The following is a 23,663-nucleotide window of genomic DNA, read 5'->3' as shown; positions in this document are numbered from 1 at the left end:
CGTCAGGAGAGGGAGGGGAATTCGGGTCGGAAGGATGGTTCTGACGGTGTTGAAGTCTACGGCCCGGCACTGACAGCGCCGGCCCGGCGAGGGGTCGTCCGGCGCCCTCGCACGGCGTCGGCGCGGGCGGGCACTCACGGGCCTCCCCGTGCGTTCTCCGGTCTGATCTCCGATCCGCTTTCCGGCACTCCAGGAGGCTGTGAGCAATGCCGATGATGCCGATCCAGGACGCCCCGGCGCGGGAGACCGCACGGCACGGCCAGGACACCGCACGACGCGCCGAGCAGATCCGCGCCGCCCTCGACCCCACCGCCGCCGGACCCGCCCTGCGGCGGATGGCCGGCTCGCCCGCGGCCTTCTTCCGCGGCGCCGCGGCCCTCTTCCACCACGACCTGGCGGTGGCCGGCGCGGGGGCGCCGGGCGCCCCGTATCTGGACGAGCGGACCGGCCGGGTGTGGATCCACGGCGATCTGCACGCCGGCGGCTTCGGCACGTATCTGGACGCCACCGGCCGACTGGTGTTCGGCGTCACCGCTTCCGGTGAGGGGTACGTCGGCCCGTTCACCTGGGACCTGAAACGGTGCGCGGCCTCGATCGCGCTGCTCGGCCACGCCCGGGGGCTCAGCGACGCCCGGATCACCGAGCTGGTGACGGCCTTCGCCGCGGCCTACCGGGAGCAGGTGCGCGCGCTCGCCTCCGGTTCGGGCGCGGTGCCGCCGTGCACCCTGGACACCGCGAGGGGGCCGCTGCTGACCGTGCTGCGCGCGGCCCGCGCCCGGACCCGGGCCGGGCTGCTGGCGCCGCTGACCGAGCTGTCCGACGGGGAGCGGCGGTTCGCCGGCGGCCCGGACGCCGTCGCGCTGGACGCGGCGGCCCGGTACACCGTCCTGGCGGCCTTCGACGGTTATCTGGAGACGCTGCCGGAGACCGGTCCGGCCCGCCCCGAGGCGTACCGGGTCAAGGACGTGGTGGGCCGGCGCGGTCCGGGCGCGACCGGCGGCGCGGCGGCGTACGACCTGCTGCTGGAGGGCGGCAGCGACGCCCTGGAGAGCGATGTGGTGCTCACCGTGCGGCGGGCGCGACCCCCGGCGCTCGCCCGCTACCGGCCCGTCCCGGAGGTCGCCGCCCAGGTGCGGCACGACGGGCACCGGGCGGTGCTGGCCCGGCGCGCCCTCCAGGCGCACGCCGATCCGTGGCTGGGCTGGGCCGAGTTGGACGGCGCGGACCTGGTGGTTGGCGAGGTCTCGCCGTACGCGGTCGGGCTGGACTGGTCCGACCTGGACGACCCGGAGGAGATCGCCGCGGCCGTCGCCGGGCTGGGCCGGGTCACCGCCGCCGCGCACGCCGCGGGGGACGGCAAGGGCGGGCACCCGCTGGTGCCGTTCCGGCCCGAGCGGGCCATCGACGCGGCCCTCGCCGCCGACGAGGACGGCTTCGGACCGCTGCTGGCCGACTTCGCGCACTCCTGTGCGGCCCGGACCCGCGCCGACCACCGGATCTTCGTGGAGCTCCTGCGGGACGGCCGGATCACGGTCCGGTAGCCGTCCCCCGCGCGCCCCCTTAGTACCCCTTTAGCGAGGCCCATGGCAGACTCGCTGACGATGGACATCTCGGCGGCACACCTGCGGGCACTGCGCGCGGCGCTCTTCACGGCGCTGTGCGTGACGCTGTCCTCGGCGTCCCACGTGCTGCTCTCCCGCATGCCGCTGCCGCCGGTCACCGTCGCCGTGACCGGCGTCGCGGTGTTCGCGCTCGCCTACGCCCTGGCCGGCCGCGAGCGCGGCTACTGGCGGATCGCCGGGCTGCTGCTCCCCCTGGAGCTGGCCGCCGACACGGTCTTCAGCCTGGGCCAACACACCTGTTTCGGCGCGGAGGGCGGCCCGACCGGGCCGTTGCGCTCGCTGGGCACGGTGCTGCTCTGCGGCGGCGGCCAGGTCGGCAGCCCGCTGGCGCGGCTGGCCCAGGAGGGCGGCGCGCCGGCCCCGGCCTGGCTGCTGCTGCTCGCCGGGCACCTGGCCGTCGGGCTGCTGGCGGCCGGCTGGCTGCGCCGCGGCGAGGCCGCGCTGGTGCGGCTGCTGGACGCGGTGGCCGGCTTCGCGTTCCGCCCGCTGCTGATCGCGGCCGCGTTCCTGGGTCGGGTCGCCGCACCGCGCCGCGCGGTGCCCGCCCCCGTGCGGACCGCGTCGCCCGCCCGGTCCGTCCCCCTGCTCGTGCACTCCGTGGTGCGCCGCGGTCCGCCCTGCGCGCTCGCCGCCTGACCCTCCCCGGTCGGCGGCCCGGCGCGCGCCCACCGGGCGGAGACGCCCCGCAGCACGCACTCTTTTCCCACGGACCACTTCATCCCACGGAGCCAAGCAGTCATGAGCAACCGCAACAGTCAGGCCAACAAGCAGGCAGCCCGCGAGCGGCTGCGCGCCGAGCGCGAGCGACAGGCCAAGAAGGACCGCACCCGCCGGCAGTTGATCGTCGGCGGCGCCGTGGTCGCGGTGCTGGCGGTGGCCGGCGGCATCGGCCTTGCGGTCGCCAACTCCGGCGGCGGCAGCAGCAGCGGCTCGGGCGCCGACGTCTGGGCGAAGGCCGCCAAGGCCAAGCCGGTCCCACCCGCCCACACCAGCGGCCCCGACGGCACCACCATCACCGTCGGCAAGGCCGACGCCAAGAACACCCTGGAGCTCTTCGAGGACCCGCGCTGCCCCGGCTGCTCGGTCTTCGAGCAGACCGTCGGCTCGACCATCGAGAAGGACATCAACGACGGTAAGTACAAGGCGACTTACCACATCGGCACGTTCCTGGACAACAACCTCCAGGGCACCGGCTCCAAGAACGCGCTGAGCGCGCTGGGCGCCGCGCTGAACGTCTCCCCCGACGCGTTCCTGAAGTACAAGTTCGCGCTGTACTCCAAGGAGTACCACCCGGACGAGACCGGCCCGGACAAGTTCGCCGACGACAGCTACCTGCTCAAGGTCGCCAACACCATCCCGGCGCTGAAGGGCAACGCCGCCTTCGAGAAGGCGGTCAAGGACGGCACCTACAACGCGTGGGCGATGGCGATGTCCAAGAACTTCGACTCGCACAAGGACGTCCGCAGCACCCCGACGGTGAAGATGAACGGCACCGTCCTGGGCACCCAGAGCGCGCAGGGCCCGGTCGCGCCGTCCTCGGTGGCGGACTTCAACGCCCAGGTGGACAAGAACCTCAAGAAGTGACCCCCGGGTCCTGACGCCGGGCCGCGCCCCGGTGACCGGCATCGGCCGGCGTGCCCCGTGCACGCCGGCCGATGCCAAATCTTGACCCGGTTTCCCGCCGTGTTCATGGCAGACTCCCGCCATGCAGCGGAGGGGAGACCGCCCGGCGGCCCGGCGCGGGGCCTTACCCGGCGACCGGCTCAGGGCAGTGCGGGCGGCGCTGTTCACCGCGGTGTGCGTCCCGCTCTCCGCGACCTCCCACGTCCTGCTCTCGCACCGCGCGCTCCCGCCGGCCACCCTCGCCGCGGTCTGCGCCGGGGTCTTCGCCGCGGCCTACGCGCACTCCGGCCGCGAGCGCGGCTACGGGCGGACCGCCGCGCTGCTGGTCCCCTTGGAGCTGACCGCCGACACCGTCTTCACCACCGGGCAGCAGACCTGTTACGGGCCGGCCGGCGGTCCCGTCACCGGCCCGCTGCACGCGGTCGGCGTCGCCCTGCTGTGCCGGGGCACCGGGCCGGCCGGACTCGCCCACGGCCTGCCCACCCCGCACCCGGCCGCCGGCTGGCTGTTGCTCGCCGCCCACCTGGCCGTCGGCCTGCTCGCGGCCGCCTGGCTGCACCGCGGCCAACGGGCGCTGAGCACCGCGCTGCGCGCGGCCGCCACCGTCCCGCCCCGTCCGTGCCCGCGCCCGCTCCGCCCGCCGGCGCCGGCCCGTCCACTGCCCCGCCTCGCGCACTGCGTACGGCGCCGCGGTCCCCCGTCCCCGGTGGCCGTCTGACCCCCGTACCACCCGTACACCCCCGAGTCAGCGCAGCACCGAAGGATCGGACACCCCCCATGAGCAACCGGAACGACCAGGCGAAGAAGCAGGCGGCCCGCGAACGGATCCGCGCCGAGCGCGAGCGGGAGAAGAAGAAGGAGCGGCTGCGCCGCCAACTCATCGTGGCGGCCTCGGTCGTCGGCGTCCTGGTGGTCGCCGGCGGCATCGGCTTCGCCGTGCTGAAGGCGAACGCGCCGACCGGCTGGGAGGCCGCCAAGGAGGCCACGTTGGTCACCCCGGCGCACACCCAGGGCCCGCACGGCACCGAGATCCTGCTGGGCGACACGAACGCCAAACAGACCCTGGAGGTCTTCGAGGACGTCCGCTGCCCGGCCTGCGCGGCCTTCGAGCAGAGCGCCGGCCCGGAGCTGATCAAGGACCTCCACGACGGCCGGTTCAAGGTCCGCTACACCATGTACACCTTCATCGACGGCATGCAGGGCGGCGAGGGCTCCAAGAACGCGCTGAGCGCGCTGGGCGCCGCGCTGAACGTCAGCCCGGAGGCGTTCTTGAAGTACAAGGCGGCGCTGTACTCGACCACGTTCCACCCCGACGAGCGCGAGGACCTCTACGCCAAGGACTCCGAGCTGCTCAAAGTGGCCGCGGACGTACCGGAGTTGAAGGGCAACAAGGCGTTCCGGAAGGCGGTCGAGGGCGGCACGTACGACCGTTGGGCGATGGAGATGACCGCGCTGTTCGGGCGCAAGGGCGTGCGCGGCACCCCCACCTTCATGCACGGCGACAAGAAGCTGACGATGGCGGAGATCCCGCAGCAGCAGATGACGCAGCAGCAGTACGACCAGTTGGCGCGGGCCAACTTCCGCAAGATGATCGACGCGGAGTTCGGCCCGGCGAAGGCCGGCGACAAGAGCGGCGCGGACAAGGGCGCCGGCGAGGGCATCGCCAAGGGCGAGAAGGACCCCACCGGCGGCCGGTGACGACCGCGGGCCGGGCGGGCGTTGGGCCACCGGGGGCCGCCCGCCCGGCCGTGGGGCGCGGGGGTCAGCCCCGCTCCGGCAGGTCCGCCAGGAACCCCAGCGCCACCTTCCAGGCGGCCTCGGCCGCCTCCGCGTCGTAGTCCGGGAGTTCGGGGTCGGTGAAGAGGTGGCCGGCGCCGGCGTAGCGGAACACCTCCACGTCCGCGCCGGCCCGGCGCATCCGCAGGTACCAGGCGTTCAACCAGTCGTGCGGCTCGAACGGATCGGGGTCGGCGACGTGCAGTTGCACCGGGAGCTCGTCGGCGCTGGCGCCGTCGGCGAGGTCGGAGGTGCCGTGCATCAGCAGCAGCCCGCGGGACTTCTCGTCGGCGAGGGCGAGGTTCTGCGCGACCGAGCCACCGAAGGAGAGGCCGGCGTAGACCAGCCCGCGGTCGGCATACGGGGCGACCGCCGCGACGGCCCGGCGCAGCAGCTCGTCCGTGCCGATCTCCTCCTTGATGACCATGCCGTCGACGACCGAGTCGGCGGTCCGGCCGCCGAACAGGTCCGGGACGATCACCTCGTGGCCCGCGGCGCGCAACCGGTCCGCGCCGGCGTGCACCGCGGGGCGCAGCCCGCACACCGAATGAAACAACACGATGGTGGAGGAACCGCTGGTCGCGGGCTCGGTGGAGGCGGGCACAGACATCACTTCCCTGGGGTTGGATCGCTCTCCCCCCATCGTGCCAGCTACGGTCGTCCGCACCGGAACGAGCACACCCACCGAGGAGGAGCCCCGTGTCCCTGGAGGCCGTGCTGCGCCCGATCGCCGTCGTCGGCGGCTCGATCGTGGTCACGTTCGTCCTGGTCTGGCTGATCGACCGGACCCTGCTGCGGATCGACACCCGCCGCCCGGAGACCCCGCTGTGGGGGCTGCTGCGGCGCTGCCGGATACCGCTGCAACTGATGCTCACCTTCGCCCTGTTGCTCGGCTCCTACCGCCAGACCGAGATCCCACTCGTGCTGCACCACGCGGTGGGCATCGGCCAGTTCCTGACGCTGGTACTGATAGCCGCCACCGCCTGGCTGCTGGTGCGGGCCGCGGCGGCGATCGTGGAGTCGTCGTACGCCCGTTACGCCGCCGGCGCCCGGGACGCGGCGCGGGTGCGGCGGGTGCGGACCCAGGTGACGCTGATCCAGCGGGTGGTCACCGCGGTGGTGATCGTCGTCGCGGCCGCCTCGATGCTGCTGACGTTCCCGCAGATGCGGGCGGTGGGCACCTCCGTGCTGGCGTCCGCCGGGCTGGTGGGCATCGTCGCCGGTATCGCCGCCCAGTCCACCCTGGGCAACCTCTTCGCCGGGCTCCAGATCGCGTTCGGCGACATGGTGCGCATCGGGGACACCGTGGTCGTGGACGGCCAGTGGGGCACGGTCGAGGAGATCACCCTGACCTTCCTGAGCGTGCGGACCTGGGACGAGCGCCGGATCACCATGCCCGTCTCGTACTTCACCAGCAAGCCGTTCGAGAACTGGTCGCGCGGCGGCGCGCAGATGACCGGTGCGGTCTTCTTCCACCTCGACCACTCCGCCCCGTTGGAGAAGATGCGGCAGCACCTGCACGAGCTGCTCCAGGAGTGCCCGGAGTGGGACGCCCGGTCCTGGAGCCTGGTGGTCACCGACACCACCCCGTCCACCATCGTGGTGCGCGCCCTGGTCACCGCCCGGGACGCGGACGCGCTGTGGACGGTGCGCTGCAAGGTCCGCGAGCGGATGATCGAGTGGCTGCGGACCGAGCACGCCTACGCGCTGCCGCGGATCGCCACCGCGCCCGCCGCGTCCGCCGGCGGACCGCCGGACGCCGGCCCGCCCGACCCGAAGGATGGCCCGCACGGCCTTGGGGGCCGCTGACCGGCCCGCGGCCCCAACTCCCCGCCCGGGCCCGCCCGTTCCCCGCCCTACGGGGTCGCCCGCAGGCTCCGCATGTCCAGGTGGCGCAGCACCCGGTCGACGATCTCCGGGTCGGCGCCCGGTTCGCTGCGCGCCGCCAGCACCTCGTGCCGGGCGGCCGAGAGCATCTCGCCCTGGATCCGCTGGACCTTCTTCATCCGGGAGATGCGCTTCTCGAACAGCTCGCGCCGCTCGTCGTCGACGATGTCCGGGGTGATCCGGGCGCCCATGTCGTAGGCACGGCGGGCCAGTTGGTCGGCGACCTCGTCGGACACCTCCTCGACCTCCAGGATCTCCTTCAGCCGCCGCTTGGACGCCTTGATCACCCGCAGCGCCAGCTCCCGCTCCACCGCGTCCGCGGCGTCGGTGTCGGCCCGCACCCGCAGCTTGCGCACCAGCCACGGCAGCGTCAGCCCCTGGATGACCAGGGTGGACAGGACCACGGCGAAGGCGATGAAGAGGATCTCGTCGCGGGCCGGGAAGGCGCCGCCGCCGTCCACCGCGGTCGGGATGGCCAGGGCCAGCGCCACCGTGGCCACCCCGCGCATCCCCGACCACCACATGATGACCGTCTCGCGCCAGCTCATCGGGATGTCCTCCTCGACGTCCCGGAGCTTGTGCATCCGCTTGGCGAGCCAGGCAGCGGGCAACAGCCACACCAGGCGCACCACGACGACCACCGCGACCACGGCGGCGCCGGCGCCGAGCATCGAGGTCCAGTGGCGGCCGGCGGCACCGATGATGTTGTGCAGCTCCAGGCCGATCAGCCCGAAGGCGACGCCGGTGACGAGGGTGTCGACCACTTCCCAGAAGGTGTAGCCGGCCAGCCGGCCCATCACGTCGTCCGCGTCGACCGCGTACTCGGCCAGGAACAGCCCGGAGGTCAGCACCGCGAGCACGCCCGAGCCCTTGAACTCCTCGGCCAGCACGTACGCCACGAACGGCACCAGCAGCGTCATCCCGATCTGGAGCGTGGGGTCACCCAGCCGCCCCATCAGCTTGTTCGCCACCCAGCCGAGCACCAGGCCGACCGCCACCGCGACGACGGCGGAGAGCACCAACGAGCCCACCGCGCCGGGCACCGAGAAGGTGCCGCTGATCACCGCGGCCAGCGCGACGTGGTAGAGCACGATCGCGGTGACGTCGTTGAACAGCCCCTCGCCCTCCAGGATGGAGACCATGCGGCGGGGCAGCCCCAGCTTGCCGGCCACCGCGGTGGCGGCCACCGGGTCGGGCGGGGCGACCAACGCGCCCAGCACCACCGCGGCGGCCAGCGGCATGCCCGGCACCACGGCCTGGGCGACCGCCGCGACCGCTGCCGTGGTGGCGAACACCAGCAACACCGCGAGCAGGAAGATCGGCCGGAGGTTGGCGGTGAACTGCCGCCAGGAGGTGCGTTGGACCGCCGCGTAGAGCAGCGGTGGCAGCACGATCGGCAGGATGTACTCGGGCGGTACCTCGACGTTGGGCACGAACGGCAGCAGCGCCAGCACCGCACCGGCCAGCGTCATCAACACCGGTGAGGGCAGGCCCAGCCGGTCGCCGAGCGGAACCATCACCACCGCCCCGAGGAGCAGGACGAACAGCAGGGCCAACTGATCCACGGTGACTACGCTCCGGAGCGGTCGATTCCGATCATTTTCCGCCCCAACTCTGCCACGAAATGGTCAAATCCCGGCTTCCACCGATCGATTCGCCCGAATTGCCCCGAACTACCCTCGGGGGCTTGGTCAGTAGCTCTCGTCCCGCACGGTGTCCAGCGCGTGCTTCAGGTCCGCCGGGTAGGCGCTCTCGAACTCGACCCAACGCCCGTCGGAGGGGTGCTCGAAGCCCAGCCGGACCGCGTGCAGCCACTGCCGGGAGACGCCCAGCCGCTTGGCGAGCGTGGGGTCCGCGCCGTACGTCAGGTCGCCGACGCAGGGGTGCCGGTGCGCCGACATGTGCACCCGGATCTGGTGCGTCCGCCCGGTCTCCAGCTTGATGTCCAACAGGCTGGCGGCCCGGAACGCCTCGATCAGGTCGTAGTGGGTGACCGACGCCTTGCCGTCGGCGGTGACCGCCCACTTGTAGTCGTGGTGGGGGTGCCGCCCGATGGGGGCGTCGATGGTGCCGCTCATCGGGTCCGGGTGGCCCTGCACCAGCGCGTGGTAGCGCTTGTCCGGCACCCGCTCCTTGAACTGCCGCTTCAGCGACGTGTACGCCCGCTCCGACTTGGCGACCACCATCAACCCGGAGGTGCCGACGTCGAGGCGGTGCACGATGCCCTGCCGCTCGGCAGCACCGGAGGTGGAGATGCGGTAGCCGGCCGCGGCCAGCCCGCCGATCACGGTGGTGCCGGTCCAACCGGGGCTGGGGTGCGCGGCGACCCCCACCGGCTTGCTGATCACCACGACGTCCTCGTCGTCGTGGACGATCTCCATGCCCTCGACGGGCTCGGCGACGATCTCCACCGGCGCGGCCGCCGGCGGCATCTCGACCTCCAGCCAGGCACCCCCGTGGACCCGCTCGGACTTCATCACCTCGGAGCCGTCGACCCGGACCTTGCCGGCCGACGCCAGCTCGGCCGCCTTCGTACGGGAAAAGCCGAACATGCGGGCCAGCGCGGCGTCCACGCGCTCGCCTTCCAGGCCGTCCGGTACGGGCAGGGTGCGGATCTCGGGAAGCGTGCTCACCCCACGAGTATGGCAGTCCCGCGACACTGCCCGACCAGGCGGAGGGCCCGCCCCGGAATCAGGGCCCGGGCCACGACCTGGGCGATCAGTCCTTGTGGACGGTCCCGTCGGGGTCCAGCCCCCGGAAGGACAGCAGCACGATCAGCACGCCGCCACAGACGATCGCGGAGTCGGCGAGGTTGAAGACCGCGAAGTGGGCGGGGGCGATGAAGTCCACCACCGCGCCCTGGAAGACGCCCGGCGAACGGAAGATCCGGTCGGTGAGGTTGCCGAACGCGCCGCCCAGCAGCAGCCCCAGCGCGATCGCCCAGGGCAGGCTGTAGAGCTTGCGCGCGATCCGGGCGATCACCACGATCACCACCACGGCGATGATGGTCAGGAAGACCGTCAGCGCCTCGCCGAACCCGAAGGCCGCCCCGCGGTTGCGGATCACGTTGAACTGGAGCAGCGTCCCGATGATCTCGACCGGGGCGTGGTGCTCCAGCTTGGCGACCACCGCCAGCTTGCTGCCCAGGTCCAGCAGGTAGACCACCGCGGCCACCAGCAGCAGCGCGGCGATCCGCCGCCGCCCGCGCCCGGTGGGCCGCTCGCCCTCCGCCGGCCGTCCCCCCTCGGATCCCGCCACGGCATCCGCCCCGGAACCCGGCTCGGATTCCGGCGTACCGGTGATGCGTTCCGCCTCTGCCACGTGTGCGTCCCTCAGCCCGTCGAGTCCACCGCCAGGCCCAGCCCGGCTGCCCACGAGAGTACGGCACACCCCCGCGCGCCCGGCCCGGCCGGGTGCCGGCCCACACCGGACCGTCGAGGGCGGCGGGTCAGCGCCGCTCCTGCCTCTGCTTGCACTCCACGCAGAGCGTCGCCCGCGGGAACGCCTGCATCCGCGCCTTGCCGATCGGCTGGCCGCAGTTCTCGCACAGCCCGTACGTGCCCGCGTCCAACCGCCCCAGGGCGCGCTCGGTCTGGTGCAGCATCTCCCGTGCGTTGGAGGCCAGCGCCAGCTCGTGCTCGCGGGTGATGTTCTTGGTGCCGGTGTCGGCCTCGTCGTCGCCGGCGCCGTCACCCGAGTCCCGCATCAGCCCGGCGATGGCGTCCTCGGCGGCGACGATCTCGGCCCGCAGCCGGTCCGTCTCCGCCGTCAGCTCGGTCCGCGCCTCGGCCACCTCGGCGGGCGTCCAGGGATCCTCGCCCGGCCGGACCGCGAGCTCACCGGGCGCCGCGGCCGCCCGCGCCGCGACCGCCGCCTCTCCGGCGGGGGCCTTCTCCACGGGTTTCTCCGCCACCTTCTTCACGGCCTTCTTGGTGGCCGACTTGGCAGTCGACCTGGCCGTCTTCTTCGCGGCCGTCTTCTTGGCCGCGGCCTTGGCCGGCGCCGCCTTCTTGGCCGGAGCCTTCTTCGCGGCCGCCTTCTTCGCGGCGGTCTTCTTCGGCGCCTCCGGGTGCCCGGCTGCGCCCTCGTGGGCGGAGTGCGTCGCGACGTCCTCGTCAGCGGGCCCGGCGGACGTCGTGGTCTTCTCCGCGGCGGTCTTCTTCGCCACCATGGCCGCGACCCCTTCGCATATGTGATCTTGTGCGCGAATCGTGACGGGAACGATAAATCGCCGCACGGCACGCGGCAACGGGACGCACCGCCCGGCCACCCCACCGCCGGGGCCGCACGTCCGGCCTGCCTCCGTTGTGCCCTGCCCACCGCGTCGTAATCCGTCCGGATTGCCCGCATCTGGCGGCGTCGCCATTTGGGTCACCCACGGGAGCGGCGACTCGGGCACCTCCCCCGGCCGGCGCCGGCGTCCGAAATCCGGTCGGCCGCTGTCGGCCCGGCCCCGTACACTGGGGCGCAGCGAGAGGCGTCGATGGGACGAGTAGCGTCGGACGCAGCCTTCAGCGACCCGGGGACGGTGCGAGCCCGGGGGCGTGCCTGACGTGAAGATCAGCCCGGAGCCGCCGGAGGAACGCCCGCGCACGCAAGCGACGCGGGTCAGTAGAACCGGCAGCGCGATCCCAATGAGGGGGCGGTGCGCGACGGCGCCGCCAAGGAGGGTGGTACCGCGGGAGCCCACGGCTCTCGTCCCTCCGGACGGAGAACGCACCAGGTGTCCGCCGGAGGAACCGATGAGTCCCACGCCCCAGTACCGCCCGGTACCCGCGCAGGTAGACCTGCCCGCCCTTGAGCACGCGGTGCTCGACTTCTGGCAGGAGCGCAAGGTCTTCGCGCGCACCCTCCAGCAGTCCGAGGGCCGCCCCGAGTGGGTCTTCTACGAGGGCCCCCCGACGGCCAACGGCATGCCCGGCGCGCACCACATCGAGGCCCGCGTCTTCAAGGACGTCTTCCCCCGGTTCCGCACGATGCAGGGCTACCACGTCGACCGCAAGGCCGGCTGGGACTGCCACGGCCTCCCGGTCGAGCTGGCCGTGGAGAAGGAGCTGGGCTTCAACGGCAAGAAGGACATCGAGGCGTACGGCATCGCCGAGTTCAACGCCAAGTGCCGCGAGTCGGTGACCCGGCACACCGACGCCTTCGCCGAGCTGACGACGCGGATGGGCTACTGGACCGACCTGGACGCCCCGTACCGCACCATGGACCCCGACTACATCGAGTCGGTGTGGTGGTCCCTGAAGGAGATCTTCGCCAAGGGCCTGCTGGTCCAGGACCACCGCGTCGCCCCCTGGTGCCCGCGCTGCGGCACCGGCCTGTCGGACCACGAGCTGGCGCAGGGCTACGAGACGGTCGTCGACCCCTCGGTCTTCGTCCGCCTCCCGCTGACCTCCGGCCCGCTGGCCGGCCGCGCCGCCCTGCTGATCTGGACGACCACCCCCTGGACCCTGGTCTCCAACACCGCCGTCGCCGCCCACCCCGACGTCCGCTACGTCGTCGCCACCGACGGCACCGAGCAACTGGTCGTCGCCGAGCCGCTGTTGGAGAAGGCGCTGGGCGAGGGCTGGACGACCACCGGCGAGACCTTCACTGGCCGCGAGATGGAGCGCTGGACCTACGAGCGCCCGTTCCAGCTCATCGACCTCGACGGCGCCAACTTCGTCGTCAACGCCGAGTACGTCACCACCGACGACGGCACCGGCCTCGTCCACCAGGCCCCCGCCTTCGGTGAGGACGACCTCAAGACCTGCCGCGCGTACGGCCTCCCGGTGGTCAACCCGGTCCGCCCTGACGGCACCTTCGAGGAGCAACTCCCGCTCGTCGGCGGCCAGTTCTTCAAGAAGGCCGACGAGGCCCTGGTCGCCGACCTGGACGCCCGTGGCCTGCTCTTCCGCCACCTCGCCTACGAGCACAGCTACCCGCACTGCTGGCGCTGCCACACCGCGCTGCTCTACTACGCCCAGCCCTCCTGGTACATCCGCACCACCGCGGTCAAGGACGCCCTGCTGCGGGAGAACGAGAACACCAACTGGTTCCCGGAGTCGGTCAAGCACGGCCGGTTCGGCGACTGGCTGACCAACAACATCGACTGGGCGCTGTCCCGCAACCGCTACTGGGGCACCCCGCTGCCCATCTGGCGCTGCGAGGAGGGCCACCTCACCTGCGTCGGCTCGCTCGCCGAGCTGACCGAGCTGACCGGCACCGACCAGTCCGGCCTGGACCCGCACCGCCCGTTCATCGACGCGGTCACCTTCGGCTGCACCCACGAGGGCTGCACCCTGGAGGCCACCCGCGTCCCGGAGGTCATCGACGCCTGGTACGACTCGGGCTCGATGCCGTTCGCGCAGTGGGGCTACCCGTACCGCAACAAGGAGCTCTTCGAGAAGCGGTACCCGGCACAGTTCATCTCCGAGGCCATCGACCAGACCCGCGGCTGGTTCTACACGCTGATGGCCGTCGGCACCCTCGTCTTCGACAAGTCGTCGTACGAGAACGTGGTCTGCCTCGGCCACATCCTCGCCGAGGACGGCCGGAAGATGTCCAAGCACCTGGGCAACATCCTCCAGCCGATCCCGCTGATGGACCAGCACGGCGCCGACGCGGTCCGCTGGTTCATGGCCGCCGGCGGCTCCCCCTGGTCGGCCCGCCGGGTCGGTCACACCACCATCCAGGAAGTCGTCCGCAAGACCCTGCTGACGTACTGGAACACCGTCGCCTTCCAGGCCCTCTACGCCCGCACCTCCAACTGGGCGCCGTCCGCGGCCGATCCGGCTCCGGCCGACCGCCCGCTGCTGGACCGCTGGCTGCTCGGCGAGCTCAACACCCTGGTGGAGGGGGTGACCGACGCCCTGGAGGGCTACGACACCCAGCGCGCCGGCAAGCTGCTCTCCGCGTTCGTCGACGACCTCTCCAACTGGTACGTCCGCCGCTCCCGCCGCCGCTTCTGGCAGGGCGACGCCGCCGCGCTGCGCACCCTGCACGACGTCATCGAGACCGTCACCCGGCTGATGGCCCCGCTCGTCCCGTTCATCACCGAGCGGGTCTGGCAGGACCTGGTCGTCCCGGTCATCCCGGACGCCCCGGATTCGGTCCACCTCACCACCTGGCCGGTCGCCGACCGCGCCCTGATCGACCCGGCGCTCTCCGCGCAGATGCAACTGGTGCGCCGGCTGGTCGAATTGGGCCGCGCCACCCGCGCCGAGTCCGGGGTGAAGACCCGTCAGCCGCTGTCCCGCGCGCTGGTCGGCGCCCACGGCTTCGCGGACCTCTCCGAGGACCTGCGCGCCCAGATCGCCGAGGAGCTCAACGTCAGCTCGCTGGCCGCGCTCTCCGGCGTGGGCGGCTCCCTGGTGGACACCACCGCCAAGGCCAACTTCCGCGCCCTGGGCCGGCGGTTCGGCAAGGGCGTCCAGGCCGTCGCCAAGGCGATCGCCGTCGCGGACGCCGCCGCCCTCTCGCTCGCCCTGCGCGAGGGCACCGCCAGCGTCGAGGTGGACGGCGAGACCGTCGCCCTCACCCCCGAAGAGGTCATCATCACCGAAACCCCGCGCGAGGGTTGGTCGGTGGCCTCCGACGCCGGCGCGACGGTCGCCCTCGACCTGGAGATCACCCCGGAACTGCGCCGCGCCGGCCTGGCCCGCGACGCGATCCGGCTCATCCAGGAGGCCCGCAAGAACAGCGGCCTGGACGTCGCCGACCAGATCGCCCTGCGCTGGACGACCGCCGACGACGAGGTCCGCACGGCCCTGGCCGACCACGCCGCGCTGATCGCCGACGAGGTGCTGGCCGCCGACTTCGCCGCCGGCGGGCCGGAGGAGTCCTACGGCCCGGCCTTCACCGATGAGGCACTGGCCCTGACCTTCCACCTCCGCAAGGCATAACGGAGCACGGAAGCACGACGGGAGCACGACCGGGCCCCGGCGCACTGCGCGCCGGGGCCCGCGCCCTTCTCCGCCCCCCGCGTACCACCGCCGCGCCCCCTGCGCGGACTACGCCGGCGAACACCACGGCGTGCGCACCGCACACACCACGAACAGGGCCGGGCCCCGAGGGAGTTCCCTCGGGGCCCGGCCCTGATTGCCGACTCCGCGCGCCGTTCCCGGCGTCGGGCGCCGTGGCTAGTTGTCGTCCTCGTCGATGAGGAAGCCGCGCATCGGCGACGGCGTCTGCTGCATCGGCGACGGCCCCTGCGGCCGCACCGGCGCCATCGGCTGCGTCATCGCCGGCGACATCTGCTGCTGACCGCCGTAGGACGGACCGCCGCTGGACGGGCTGCTCATGGAGTGGTTACCGCCCATCGACGGGCCGCCCCCCATGGTGTGGTTGCCGCCCATGGTGCCCGCACCGGCCGACGCCATCGACGGGGACGGCGGCAGCGAGGGAGCGGCCGGGGTCCGCGGCGGGGCCAGCGAGTCGTCGGACTGGTTCTCCAACTGGCGAAGCTGGCTCTCCAGGTACGACTTCAGACGGGTGCGGTACTCGCGCTCGAAGCCGCGCAGGTCCTCGACCTTGCGCTCCAGCGTCGCGCGGGCCGACTCCAACGAGCCCATCGCCACACGGTGCTTCTCCTGCGCGTCCCGCTCCAGCGCATCGGCCTTGGCGCGGGCGTCCCGCTCCAGGCCCTCGGCACGGCTGCGCGCCTCGCCGACGATCTTGTTGGCCTCGGAACGGGCCTCCGCGATCGCCTGGTCGGCGGTCTGCTGCGCCAACGACAGCACGCGGGCCGCGCTGTCACCACCGGGGCCGCCCTGCTGCTGGGCCGGCTGCGGCAGTTGCTGCCCGGGGCCGCCCATCGGACCGCCCAGCGGGCCGCCCTGGCCCATCGGGCCGGGACCGTGCGGGCCCTGCGGACCGGGACCGTGGCCACCGGGACCGGGAGGCAGCTGCGGTGCACCACCGGGCAGTTGGGGCGGGCCACCCATCCCCTGCTGCTGCGGCGGAACCGGCTGCGGACCGGATATGGCGGCGGGCACCGGGGCCCCAGGCCGCTGCGGCGGCTGCTGTTGCTCCTGCTGGTCGGGCCCCTTGCGCAGACCCTGCTGCTGGTTCTGCGCGGCGGCCCGAGTCGCGGCGGCCAACTTGGCGCGCAGGTCCTCGTTCTCCCGCAGCAGGCGGGTCAGTTCGGCCTCGACCTCGTCGAGGAAGGCATCGACCTCGTCCTCGTCATAGCCTTCTCGAAGGCGGACGGTCGTGAACTGCTTGTTCCGCACGTCCTCGGGGGTCAACGGCATCTCTACTTCACCTCAACGTAGTCGTCGGCAATCGGCAAGACCGTATCGTTCACACCAACAACACCGACCTCACGACGGTGATCAGGATGTACACGATGATCATCAATACGAAGAAGGACAGGTCGAGCGCCACGCCCCCGAGACGCAGCGGCGGAATGACCCGCCGCAGAAGTTTGAGTGGCGGATCGGTGACAGTGTAGGTGGCCTCAAGAATCACCACCATCGCCTTGCCGGGTTGCCATGAGCGGGCGAACTGGAAGACATAGTCCATCACCAGTCGGAAGATCAGCAGAATCAGAAAGCAGTACAGCGCGATGTAGATCACCTGACCAGCGACACTCATCTCGCGCTTCCCTCTCCCCTTGCTCCTGCGTTACGACCTTACGGCCTGGTGTGCCCAAGTGGTGCGTCTCAGCTCTGGTTGAAGAACCCGCCCTCTGCGATACGGGCCTTGTCCTCCGCCGTGACATCGACGTTAGCAGGCGACAACAGGAACACCTTCTGCGTTACCCGCTCAATGCTCCCGTGCAGTCCGAAGACCAACCCGGCCGCAAAGTCGACAAGTCGCTTCGCGTCCGTGTCGTCCATCTCCGTGAGATTCATGATCACCGGAGTGCCCTCACGGAAGTGTTCCCCGATGGTACGGGCTTCGTTGTAGGTCCGGGGGTGCAGTGTGGTGATGCGGTAAGGCTCCCGCTCGGACACAACTTTGGGCATGATCACCGGTGCGTTCTTCTCCAGGTTCGGACGTTCGGGTGTGATGGATGCCACGGGGGCGATACGCGCGGGTCGTCCGCTTTCCGCGGCGAGCGGGGCGGGTTCACGCGGCGCGGGAGGGGTTGCGGCGCGGACCGGTTCCTCCCTCTCCGGGCGTGTCTCGGGCTGCACTTGGTGCTGTTGCCGCCGCCCCCGATCGTGCTCCGGGTCAAGCTCGGGCTCGAACTCGTCGTCGGGGTCGAACCCCCGGCCGTCGTACCCATCGTCCTCCACGAGGCCGAGGTAGACCGCCATCTTGCGCATCGCGCCGGCCATTCTCTGCGTCCTCCGCTCTGTGGTGGATCGGCTCCGTCACCAGGGGCCTTGGATCCACTCGGCCTGCCCGCGTCCTGCGGGAATGACCATATTTTGTGCTGTGGTCCGACTTGCTTGGCGACGTTACCCGAGCCGTGGTCGGACTCCGAGTACCGCGGTGCCGATGCGTACATGTGTCGCCCCGGCAGCCACCGCGTCTTCGAGGTCCGCACTCATCCCTGCCGACACCATGGTGGCAGCAGGATGGTTCGCGCGCAGGTCGGATGAGATTTCCATGAGCTGCTCGAAAGCGGCCTGTTGGCGTCCGGCATACGGTCCGGCCAGCGGCGCGACCGTCATCAGGCCGTCCAGGCGCAGCCCTTGGGAGGCGGCGATCACCTCGGCGAGCTCGGCGACGCCCTCCGGCGCCACCCCGCCGCGGTCACCGGTCATCCGGCCGTCGGCAACTGACTCCACATCAAACGCCACCTGGATCAGGCAACCCAGTTCACGCCCGGAACGGACCGCCTCCTTGGCGAGCGAGGTCGCCAACCGCGGCCGGTCGACGGACTGGACGACCCCCGCGTAACGGGCCACCGAGCGCACCTTGTTGGTCTGCAACTGACCGACGAAGTGCCAAGTCAGCGGCAAATCAGCACATTCGGCCGCCTTCGGTGCCGCTTCCTGATCGCGGTTTTCCGCGACCTGACGCACCCCCAACTCCGCGAGCAGTCGGACGTCGCTCGCGGGGTAGGTCTTGGTGACGACGATCAGCGAGACCTCGTCACGTGCCCGGCCGGCCTTGGCACAGGCCGTGGAGATACGATCCTCCACCCGCGCCAGGTTGTCGGCCAGTTGCGTTCTGCGGTCGTCGGTCACAGCGCCGCCTCTCCGGGGGCGCCCCCGAGCCATACGTAGCTCGCCAACCGCCCGGTGGTGCGGTCGCGCCGGTACGAGAAGTGGTCCGTCGACTCCCGGGTACACGGCTGCGGTTGCGGACGCAACTGGACGCCGGCCGCGGCCAGTTGGGCGCGGACTCCGGCGGTGACGTCCACCGACGGCGTGCCCCAGGACGTGGTCGCCCACGCCTCGGGCACCACCGCGGCGACCTCCGCGCGCATCTCCTCGGGCACCTCGTAGCAACCCCCGCAGACCGAGGGTCCGGTGTGCGCGAGGATCCGGGAGGGCTCCGCGCCCCGTTCGGTCATGGCGGCGACGAGCGCCGGCACGACCCCGGCGACCAGGCCCGGCCGGCCGGCGTGCGCGGCGCCCGCGATCCCGGCGACCGGGTCGGCGAGCAGGACCGGGGTGCAGTCCGCGGTCAGCACGGCCAGTGCGAGTCCCCGACGGGACGTCACCACCGCGTCCACGGGCGGGGCGTCACCCTCCGTCCATGGCGCGTCGACCACCGCCACGTCCCGGCCGTGGACCTGGTTCATCCAGACCACATCGGCCGGGTCGAGGCCCAGCGCCTCCGCGGCGCGGGCGCGGTTGGTCCGCACGGCGGCGGGGTCGTCGCCGACCGCGCCGCCCAGATTGAGCTGCTCATACGGAGCGGCGCTCACCCCGCCCCACCTGTCGGTGAAGGCGAAGTGCGCGCCGCTCACGTGGTGCTGTTGCCCTATCACGTCGGTGCTTTACATCACTTCAGGAAGTCGGGAACGTCCAGCTCCTCGGCCGCGGCGTCCGAGTACGGACGGGCCGGGGGAACCGACGGGCCGCCGGTCGGCGGGGCGGGGACCTCGCCCAGCGACGGGGAGTCGGACTGCGCCGGGGCCTCGTCCCGGATCGGCGGGACCGCGCCGAGACCGCCGAACGACGGTGCGGTGCGCGGCGGTTCGACCGGCGGGGCGGTCGGGCGGGCCGGCGCCGGGGCGGGCTCCTCGCGCTTGGGAGCCGGCATGGTGGCCTGCTGCGCATCGCGCCGGGCCGGCGGCTGACCGCCGTCGAAGCCCGCGGCGATGACGGTGACCCGGACCTCGTCGCCCAGCGCGTCGTCGATGACCGCGCCGAAGATGATGTTGGCCTCGGGGTGCGCGGCCTCGCTGACCAGTTGGGCCGCCTCGTTGATCTCGAAGAGACCGAGGTCGGAACCGCCGGAGATGGAGAGCAGCACACCGCGGGCGCCGTCGATCGAGGCCTCCAGCAGCGGCGAGGAGATCGCCATCTCCGCCGCGGCCACCGCGCGGTCGTCGCCGCGCGCCGAGCCGATGCCCATCAGCGCCGATCCGGCCTCGGACATCACGGACTTGACGTCGGCGAAGTCGAGGTTGATGAGACCCGGAGTGGTGATCAGGTCGGTGATGCCCTGGACACCCGACAGCAGCACCTGGTCCGCGGACTTGAACGCATCGAGCACGCTCACCTGGCGGTCCGAGATGGACAGCAGACGGTCGTTGGGGATCACGATGAGGGTGTCGACCTCTTCGCGAAGGCTCGCGATGCCGTCCTCGGCCTGGTTGGCGCGACGGCGGCCCTCGAAGGTGAACGGGCGGGTGACCACACCGATCGTCAGGGCGCCCAGCGAGCGGGCGATGTTGGCGACGACCGGGGCACCGCCGGTGCCGGTCCCGCCGCCCTCACCCGCGGTCACGAAGACCATGTCGGCCCCCTTGAGGACCTCCTCGATCTCCTCGCGGTGATCCTCGGCCGCCTTGCGGCCCACGTCCGGGTTGGCGCCGGCGCCGAGTCCGCGCGTCATCTCGCGGCCGACGTCGAGCTTGACGTCGGCGTCGCTCATCAGCAACGCCTGCGCATCGGTGTTGATCGCGATGAACTCGACGCCCTTGAGCCCGACCTCGATCATCCGGTTGATGGCGTTCACGCCACCGCCGCCGATCCCGACGACCTTGATGACTGCGAGGTAGTTCTGCGGTGCTGCCACGTCGAAGGCCTCTCGCCTCGATTTACGTGTCGTCGCCGCACATTGCGTGTGGACGCCGACTGATGCCGAAGGGGTGGTCCGTCTTCGCCGACCCGAACCCTAACCCTGAAGTTTAGGGTTACGGTTACCGTGCCTGTGTTCCTGGTTCCACGGTCCCTTTGGAACGAGACACTAAGTCGACAAGGTGCGCGCGTTCAACGAACACGCCGAACCTCCCGTTTTTCTTTTCACCCTATGTGATCACCCATAGTCGTAGCCATCCAGGGTGCTGGCCTGCGACGCGGTACGTCAACTCCCGGACACCGCGGGCGCGCTGGGGACCGAGACGTCGACGTGGCGCGCGTCACGCGCGGCCTTCAGCAGCGCGGCCAGCACCTTCGCCTTCTCGGCGCCCTGTTCACGGCTGCCCCACATCACCGTGCGGTCACCTGCGAGTTCGAGGGTGATGGAGTCGTAGGAGCGGACCCTGAGGGCGCGAACGTCCTTGCGGACGGCGGCCGGAAGGTCCTGGGCGACGGTGACCGCGGCGCGCAGCAAACGACCGGTTCCGAAACGTGCGGAACTCGGGGAATCCGAAACGGTCATCTTCAGAAGCGGAACACCCTTGAGCGCGCGGGTCACGGTGCCGAATCGGACGCCCTCGTCGTCCACTTCGGCGAACTTCCCGTCCGTTTCCAGCAGCAGTTTCGGCGCCCTTTCGGTCACTTCGAGACCGAGCGTGTGCGGCCAGGACCGGGTCACAGCAACGCTCTTGAGGCGCGGAAGCCGGGCGAGCAGCCGGCGTTCGACCGCATCGGTGTCCACGGAGGCCAGCGGTGCGTTTATGGGGGCGGACGCCGCGGCGACCACCTGTTGGGGGGTGAGCACGTCGGTGCCGGTGACCCGTACCCGTTCCAACCTCAGCCAGTTGGAGCCGTAGACCGCCCAGGCCCCGAACCCGCCGAGCAGCACGGCGAGTACCGCGATGATGATCACACCGCGACGGCCCGGCCGGCGCAGTCGCGGGCGCGGCAACCGGAAGCGCCGCCCGCCGGAGGACGGCGAAGGGCGCGGGCCGGACGTCGACTTCTTGGTGCCGCGCTTGGCGGTGGTCGGTCCGGCCACGCTCTCCGCCTTCCCTCGTCCGCTACTTGCGGCGTTGCTCGATCGCGTCGTGCACCATGCCGACCAGCAGCTCGTCGGCGTCCCGACGGCCGAACTCCGAGGCCGCGCGGGACATCTCGTACAGCCGGTGCGGATCGCTCAGGACGGGAAGCACGTTGTCCTGCACCCAATCCGGGGTCAACTGGGCGTCGTCGACCAGCAGGCCACCGCCGGCGTTGACCAGCGGCTGGGCGTTGAGCCGCTGTTCGCCGTTGCCGATGGGCAGCGGGACGAAGGCGGCCGGCAGCCCGACGGCGGACAGCTCGGCGACGGTCATCGCGCCCGCGCGGCAGAGCATCATGTCGGCCGCGGCGTACGCGAGATCCATCCGGTCCACGTACGGTACCGGGATATAGGGGGGCATTCCCGGCATGTTGTCCACGTGCGGCAGTTCGTTCTTCGGGCCGACCGCGTGCAGCACCTGGATGCCGGAGCGCTGGAGCACCGGCACGGCGGCCTGGACGACCTCGTTGAGCCGGCGGGCGCCCTGGGAACCGCCGGACACCAACAGCGTCGGCAAGTTGGGGTCGAGCCCGAACGCGGCGCGCGCCTCGGGTCGGACCGCGGCCCGGTCCAAGGTGGCGATCGAGCGGCGCAGCGGGATGCCCACGTAACGGGCGCCGCGCAGCTTGCTGTCCGGGGTGCTGACCGCGACGTACGTCGCGTACCGCGAACCGATCTTGTTGGCCAGGCCGGGGCGGGCGTTGGCCTCGTGGACGACGATCGGCACCCCGAGCCGCTTGGCGGCCAGATAGCCGGGCAGCGCCACATAGCCGCCGAAGCCGACGACGCAGTCCGCCTTGGTGCGCTCCAGGATCTGCTCGGCGGCCTTGATCGTGCCGCGCAGCCGCCCGGGGACGGTGATCAGTTCGGGGGTGGGCTTGCGGGGCAGCGGTACCGCCGGGATGAGGCCGAGCTCGTAGCCGCGCTCGGGGACCAGCCGGGTCTCCAGGCCGCGTTCCGTGCCGAGGGCCGTGATCCCCACGGTCGGGTCCTGCCTCCGCAGGGCGTCCGCGAGGGCGAGCGCGGGCTCGATGTGGCCGGCGGTCCCCCCACCGGCGAGTACGACATGCACCGAAATTCACCGCTCTCCGGACGGCCGCCTCTTAACGCGCCGTCTCATCGTCTTCCAACTCACCCCGGCCGGTTTCCTGCCGGACACTGGCTTCCGCGCCGACCGCGCCGTCAACGCCGCCCGCGCGGCGGGCTCGTCACGCGCGAAGGCGATCAGCAGCCCGACGGCGAACATCGTCGGCAGCAGGGCGGAGCCTCCATAGGAGAACAGCGGGAGCGGGACACCGGCGATCGGCAACAGGCCGAGCACCGCACCGATGTTGATCACAGCCTGGGCCATGATCCAGGTGGTCACGCCACCCGCTGCGTACCGTACGAAGGGGTCCTCCGTGCGTCCGGCCACGCGGATACCCGCATAGCCTAGAGCCGCGAAGAGGGCGAGCACCGACAGCGTCCCCGCCAGGCCCAGTTCCTCCCCGGTGATGGCGAAGATGAAGTCGGTGTGCGGTTCAGGGAGTTCTCCCCATTTTTCCATACTCGCCCCGAGGCCGGAACCGAAGAGTCCGCCGGAGGCCAGCGCGTAGATGCCGTGCACGGCCTGCCAGCACTGGTCGCCGGGGCCCGGATCGGTGGCGCCGATGCACGCCAGTCGGGACATCCGGTGGGCGCTGATCTTGATCAACAGCGCGCTGAGCAGCGCGGCTGCGCCCAACACCCCCGCGAACAACCGGGTCGGGGCGCCGGCCAACCACAACAGGCCGAAGAGGATCGCGGTCAGGATGACCGTGGTGCCCATGTCGCCGCCGAGCATGATCAGCCCGAGCAGGAGAAAAGTCACCGGCGTCAGGGGAACCAGCAACTGCTTCCACTGCGTCAGTTGCTTCTTCTCCTCTTTACGGGCGAGCAGGTCGGCGGCCCACAGCACGAGCGCCAGCTTGCCGAACTCGCTGGGTTGCGCCTGGAAGGGGCCGCCCAGGCTCAGCCAGTTCTGGTTGCCGTTGACCGAGACGCCGATGCCCGGGACGGCCACCAGGCACAGCAGGAACATCGAGCCGGCGAGCAGCGGGTAGGCCAGCGCCCGGTGCCGGCGCACCGGCAACCGGGAGGCGAACAGCAGGAGTCCGCCCCCGAGGGCGGCGGCCAGCAACTGCTTGCGGAAGAAGTACGACGGGGCCAGTCCGGACTGGAGCGCCTTGATCTGGGAGGCCGAGTAGACCATCACCAGTCCCAGGACGATGATCAACAGGGGGGCGCCGAGGATGAGGTAATAGGCCGTCAACGGGCGGTCCCAGGCCCGCTTGGCCCGGACGTAGAACCCGCGCGGGCCGGCCGGGGTCCGGCCGGCCCGCGCGGTGCGCGCCTTCGCGGGGGTCCGACGTACCGGGCGCGGCCGCGCCGGTTTCGCCGATCGGGCGGTCATCCTCGTCCCCTCCACAGGTGCGCTCGCCGCGGTGACGACGGCAGCGG

General features: G+C 71.8%; 21 protein-coding genes. 7 read left to right on the top strand and 14 right to left on the bottom strand.

Annotated elements, in window-relative coordinates; all coding sequences use genetic code 11:
- Positions 1-215: 215 nt before the first annotated feature.
- The 5 genes from PV796_RS28035 (at position 216) to PV796_RS28015 (ending at position 4,943) form a co-directional block, all read left to right on the top strand.
- Positions 216-1,541, top strand: a complete 1,326-nt coding sequence (locus tag PV796_RS28035) for a DUF2252 family protein (RefSeq protein WP_274919276.1) — start codon at positions 216-218, stop codon at positions 1,539-1,541.
- 60 nt (positions 1,542-1,601) lie between these two features.
- Positions 1,602-2,258, top strand: coding sequence for a hypothetical protein (locus PV796_RS28030; RefSeq protein ID WP_274919275.1), 657 nt, complete (start codon positions 1,602-1,604; stop codon positions 2,256-2,258).
- A gap of 102 nt (positions 2,259-2,360) precedes the next feature.
- Positions 2,361-3,206: a thioredoxin domain-containing protein gene (locus PV796_RS28025; protein ID WP_274916173.1), complete on the top strand. Its 846-nt coding sequence runs from the start codon at positions 2,361-2,363 to the stop codon at positions 3,204-3,206.
- A gap of 121 nt (positions 3,207-3,327) precedes the next feature.
- Entirely contained in the window at positions 3,328-3,963 is a 636-nt protein-coding gene (locus tag PV796_RS28020) for a hypothetical protein (RefSeq protein WP_274916172.1), read from the top strand.
- A 59-nt stretch (positions 3,964-4,022) separates the two neighbouring features.
- Complete coding sequence (locus PV796_RS28015) at positions 4,023-4,943, top strand: thioredoxin domain-containing protein (RefSeq protein ID WP_274916171.1); 921 nt, start codon at positions 4,023-4,025, stop codon at positions 4,941-4,943.
- A 64-nt stretch (positions 4,944-5,007) separates the two neighbouring features.
- Here the strand turns inward: PV796_RS28015 and PV796_RS28010 are convergent, their stop codons facing one another.
- Positions 5,008-5,631, bottom strand: coding sequence for a dienelactone hydrolase family protein (locus PV796_RS28010; RefSeq protein ID WP_274916170.1), 624 nt, complete (start codon positions 5,629-5,631; stop codon positions 5,008-5,010).
- A 95-nt stretch (positions 5,632-5,726) separates the two neighbouring features.
- On the opposite strand from PV796_RS28010, the gene PV796_RS28005 reads away from it, so the two are divergent.
- On the top strand, positions 5,727-6,830 hold the full coding sequence (locus PV796_RS28005) for a mechanosensitive ion channel family protein (RefSeq protein ID WP_274919274.1): 1,104 nt from the start codon (positions 5,727-5,729) through the stop codon (positions 6,828-6,830).
- Between the two features lie 47 nt (positions 6,831-6,877).
- On the opposite strand, the gene PV796_RS28000 is transcribed toward PV796_RS28005, so the two are convergent.
- From PV796_RS28000 to PV796_RS27985, 4 genes are all read right to left on the bottom strand, one after another.
- Positions 6,878-8,473, bottom strand: a complete 1,596-nt coding sequence (locus PV796_RS28000; RefSeq protein WP_274916169.1) for a Na+/H+ antiporter — start codon at positions 8,471-8,473, stop codon at positions 6,878-6,880.
- Positions 8,474-8,599: 126 nt separating this feature from the next.
- Positions 8,600-9,541, bottom strand: a complete 942-nt coding sequence (locus PV796_RS27995; protein WP_274916168.1) for an RluA family pseudouridine synthase — start codon at positions 9,539-9,541, stop codon at positions 8,600-8,602.
- Between the two features lie 85 nt (positions 9,542-9,626).
- The gene (gene lspA / locus PV796_RS27990; protein ID WP_274916167.1) at positions 9,627-10,229 is read right to left on the bottom strand and encodes a signal peptidase II; all 603 of its coding nucleotides are present in this window, start codon (positions 10,227-10,229) and stop codon (positions 9,627-9,629) included.
- Between the two features lie 127 nt (positions 10,230-10,356).
- On the bottom strand, positions 10,357-11,079 hold the full coding sequence (locus PV796_RS27985) for a TraR/DksA family transcriptional regulator (RefSeq protein WP_274916166.1): 723 nt from the start codon (positions 11,077-11,079) through the stop codon (positions 10,357-10,359).
- A gap of 571 nt (positions 11,080-11,650) precedes the next feature.
- Here PV796_RS27985 and ileS point away from each other — a divergent pair.
- Complete coding sequence (ileS, locus tag PV796_RS27980; RefSeq protein ID WP_274916165.1) at positions 11,651-14,794, top strand: isoleucine--tRNA ligase; 3,144 nt, start codon at positions 11,651-11,653, stop codon at positions 14,792-14,794.
- Positions 14,795-15,031: 237 nt separating this feature from the next.
- Here the strand turns inward: ileS and PV796_RS27975 are convergent, their stop codons facing one another.
- The 9 genes from PV796_RS27975 to ftsW all read right to left on the bottom strand — a co-directional run bounded on the left by PV796_RS27975 (position 15,032) and on the right by ftsW (position 23,616).
- Positions 15,032-16,144, bottom strand: coding sequence for a DivIVA domain-containing protein (locus tag PV796_RS27975; RefSeq protein ID WP_274916164.1), 1,113 nt, complete (start codon positions 16,142-16,144; stop codon positions 15,032-15,034).
- A gap of 49 nt (positions 16,145-16,193) precedes the next feature.
- Positions 16,194-16,487: a YggT family protein gene (locus PV796_RS27970; RefSeq protein ID WP_039637383.1), complete on the bottom strand. Its 294-nt coding sequence runs from the start codon at positions 16,485-16,487 to the stop codon at positions 16,194-16,196.
- A 68-nt stretch (positions 16,488-16,555) separates the two neighbouring features.
- The gene (locus PV796_RS27965) at positions 16,556-17,176 is read right to left on the bottom strand and encodes a cell division protein SepF (protein ID WP_274916163.1); all 621 of its coding nucleotides are present in this window, start codon (positions 17,174-17,176) and stop codon (positions 16,556-16,558) included.
- Positions 17,177-17,299: 123 nt separating this feature from the next.
- Positions 17,300-18,067, bottom strand: a complete 768-nt coding sequence (locus PV796_RS27960; RefSeq protein WP_274916162.1) for a YggS family pyridoxal phosphate-dependent enzyme — start codon at positions 18,065-18,067, stop codon at positions 17,300-17,302.
- Complete coding sequence (pgeF, locus tag PV796_RS27955) at positions 18,031-18,783, bottom strand: peptidoglycan editing factor PgeF (protein ID WP_274916161.1); 753 nt, start codon at positions 18,781-18,783, stop codon at positions 18,031-18,033. Before pgeF ends, PV796_RS27960 begins: the two co-directional genes overlap by 37 nt.
- Before the next feature lie 14 nt (positions 18,784-18,797).
- Entirely contained in the window at positions 18,798-20,039 is a 1,242-nt protein-coding gene (ftsZ, locus tag PV796_RS27950) for a cell division protein FtsZ (RefSeq protein ID WP_274916160.1), read from the bottom strand.
- A gap of 288 nt (positions 20,040-20,327) precedes the next feature.
- A complete protein-coding gene (locus PV796_RS27945) occupies positions 20,328-21,143 on the bottom strand; it encodes a cell division protein FtsQ/DivIB (RefSeq protein WP_274916159.1) in 816 nt (271 codons plus the stop codon).
- A 22-nt stretch (positions 21,144-21,165) separates the two neighbouring features.
- Positions 21,166-22,257, bottom strand: a complete 1,092-nt coding sequence (murG, locus tag PV796_RS27940; protein WP_274916158.1) for an undecaprenyldiphospho-muramoylpentapeptide beta-N-acetylglucosaminyltransferase — start codon at positions 22,255-22,257, stop codon at positions 21,166-21,168.
- Between the two features lie 6 nt (positions 22,258-22,263).
- Positions 22,264-23,616: a putative lipid II flippase FtsW gene (gene ftsW / locus PV796_RS27935; RefSeq protein WP_274916157.1), complete on the bottom strand. Its 1,353-nt coding sequence runs from the start codon at positions 23,614-23,616 to the stop codon at positions 22,264-22,266.
- Between the last annotated feature and the right edge of the window lie 47 nt (positions 23,617-23,663).

The sequence above is a fragment of the Streptomyces sp. WZ-12 genome (genome assembly GCF_028898845.1).
Taxonomy (GTDB): domain Bacteria; phylum Actinomycetota; class Actinomycetes; order Streptomycetales; family Streptomycetaceae; genus Streptomyces.
Note: the sequence above shows the minus strand (reverse complement) of the source record. Positions and strands in the feature narration are given on the sequence as shown.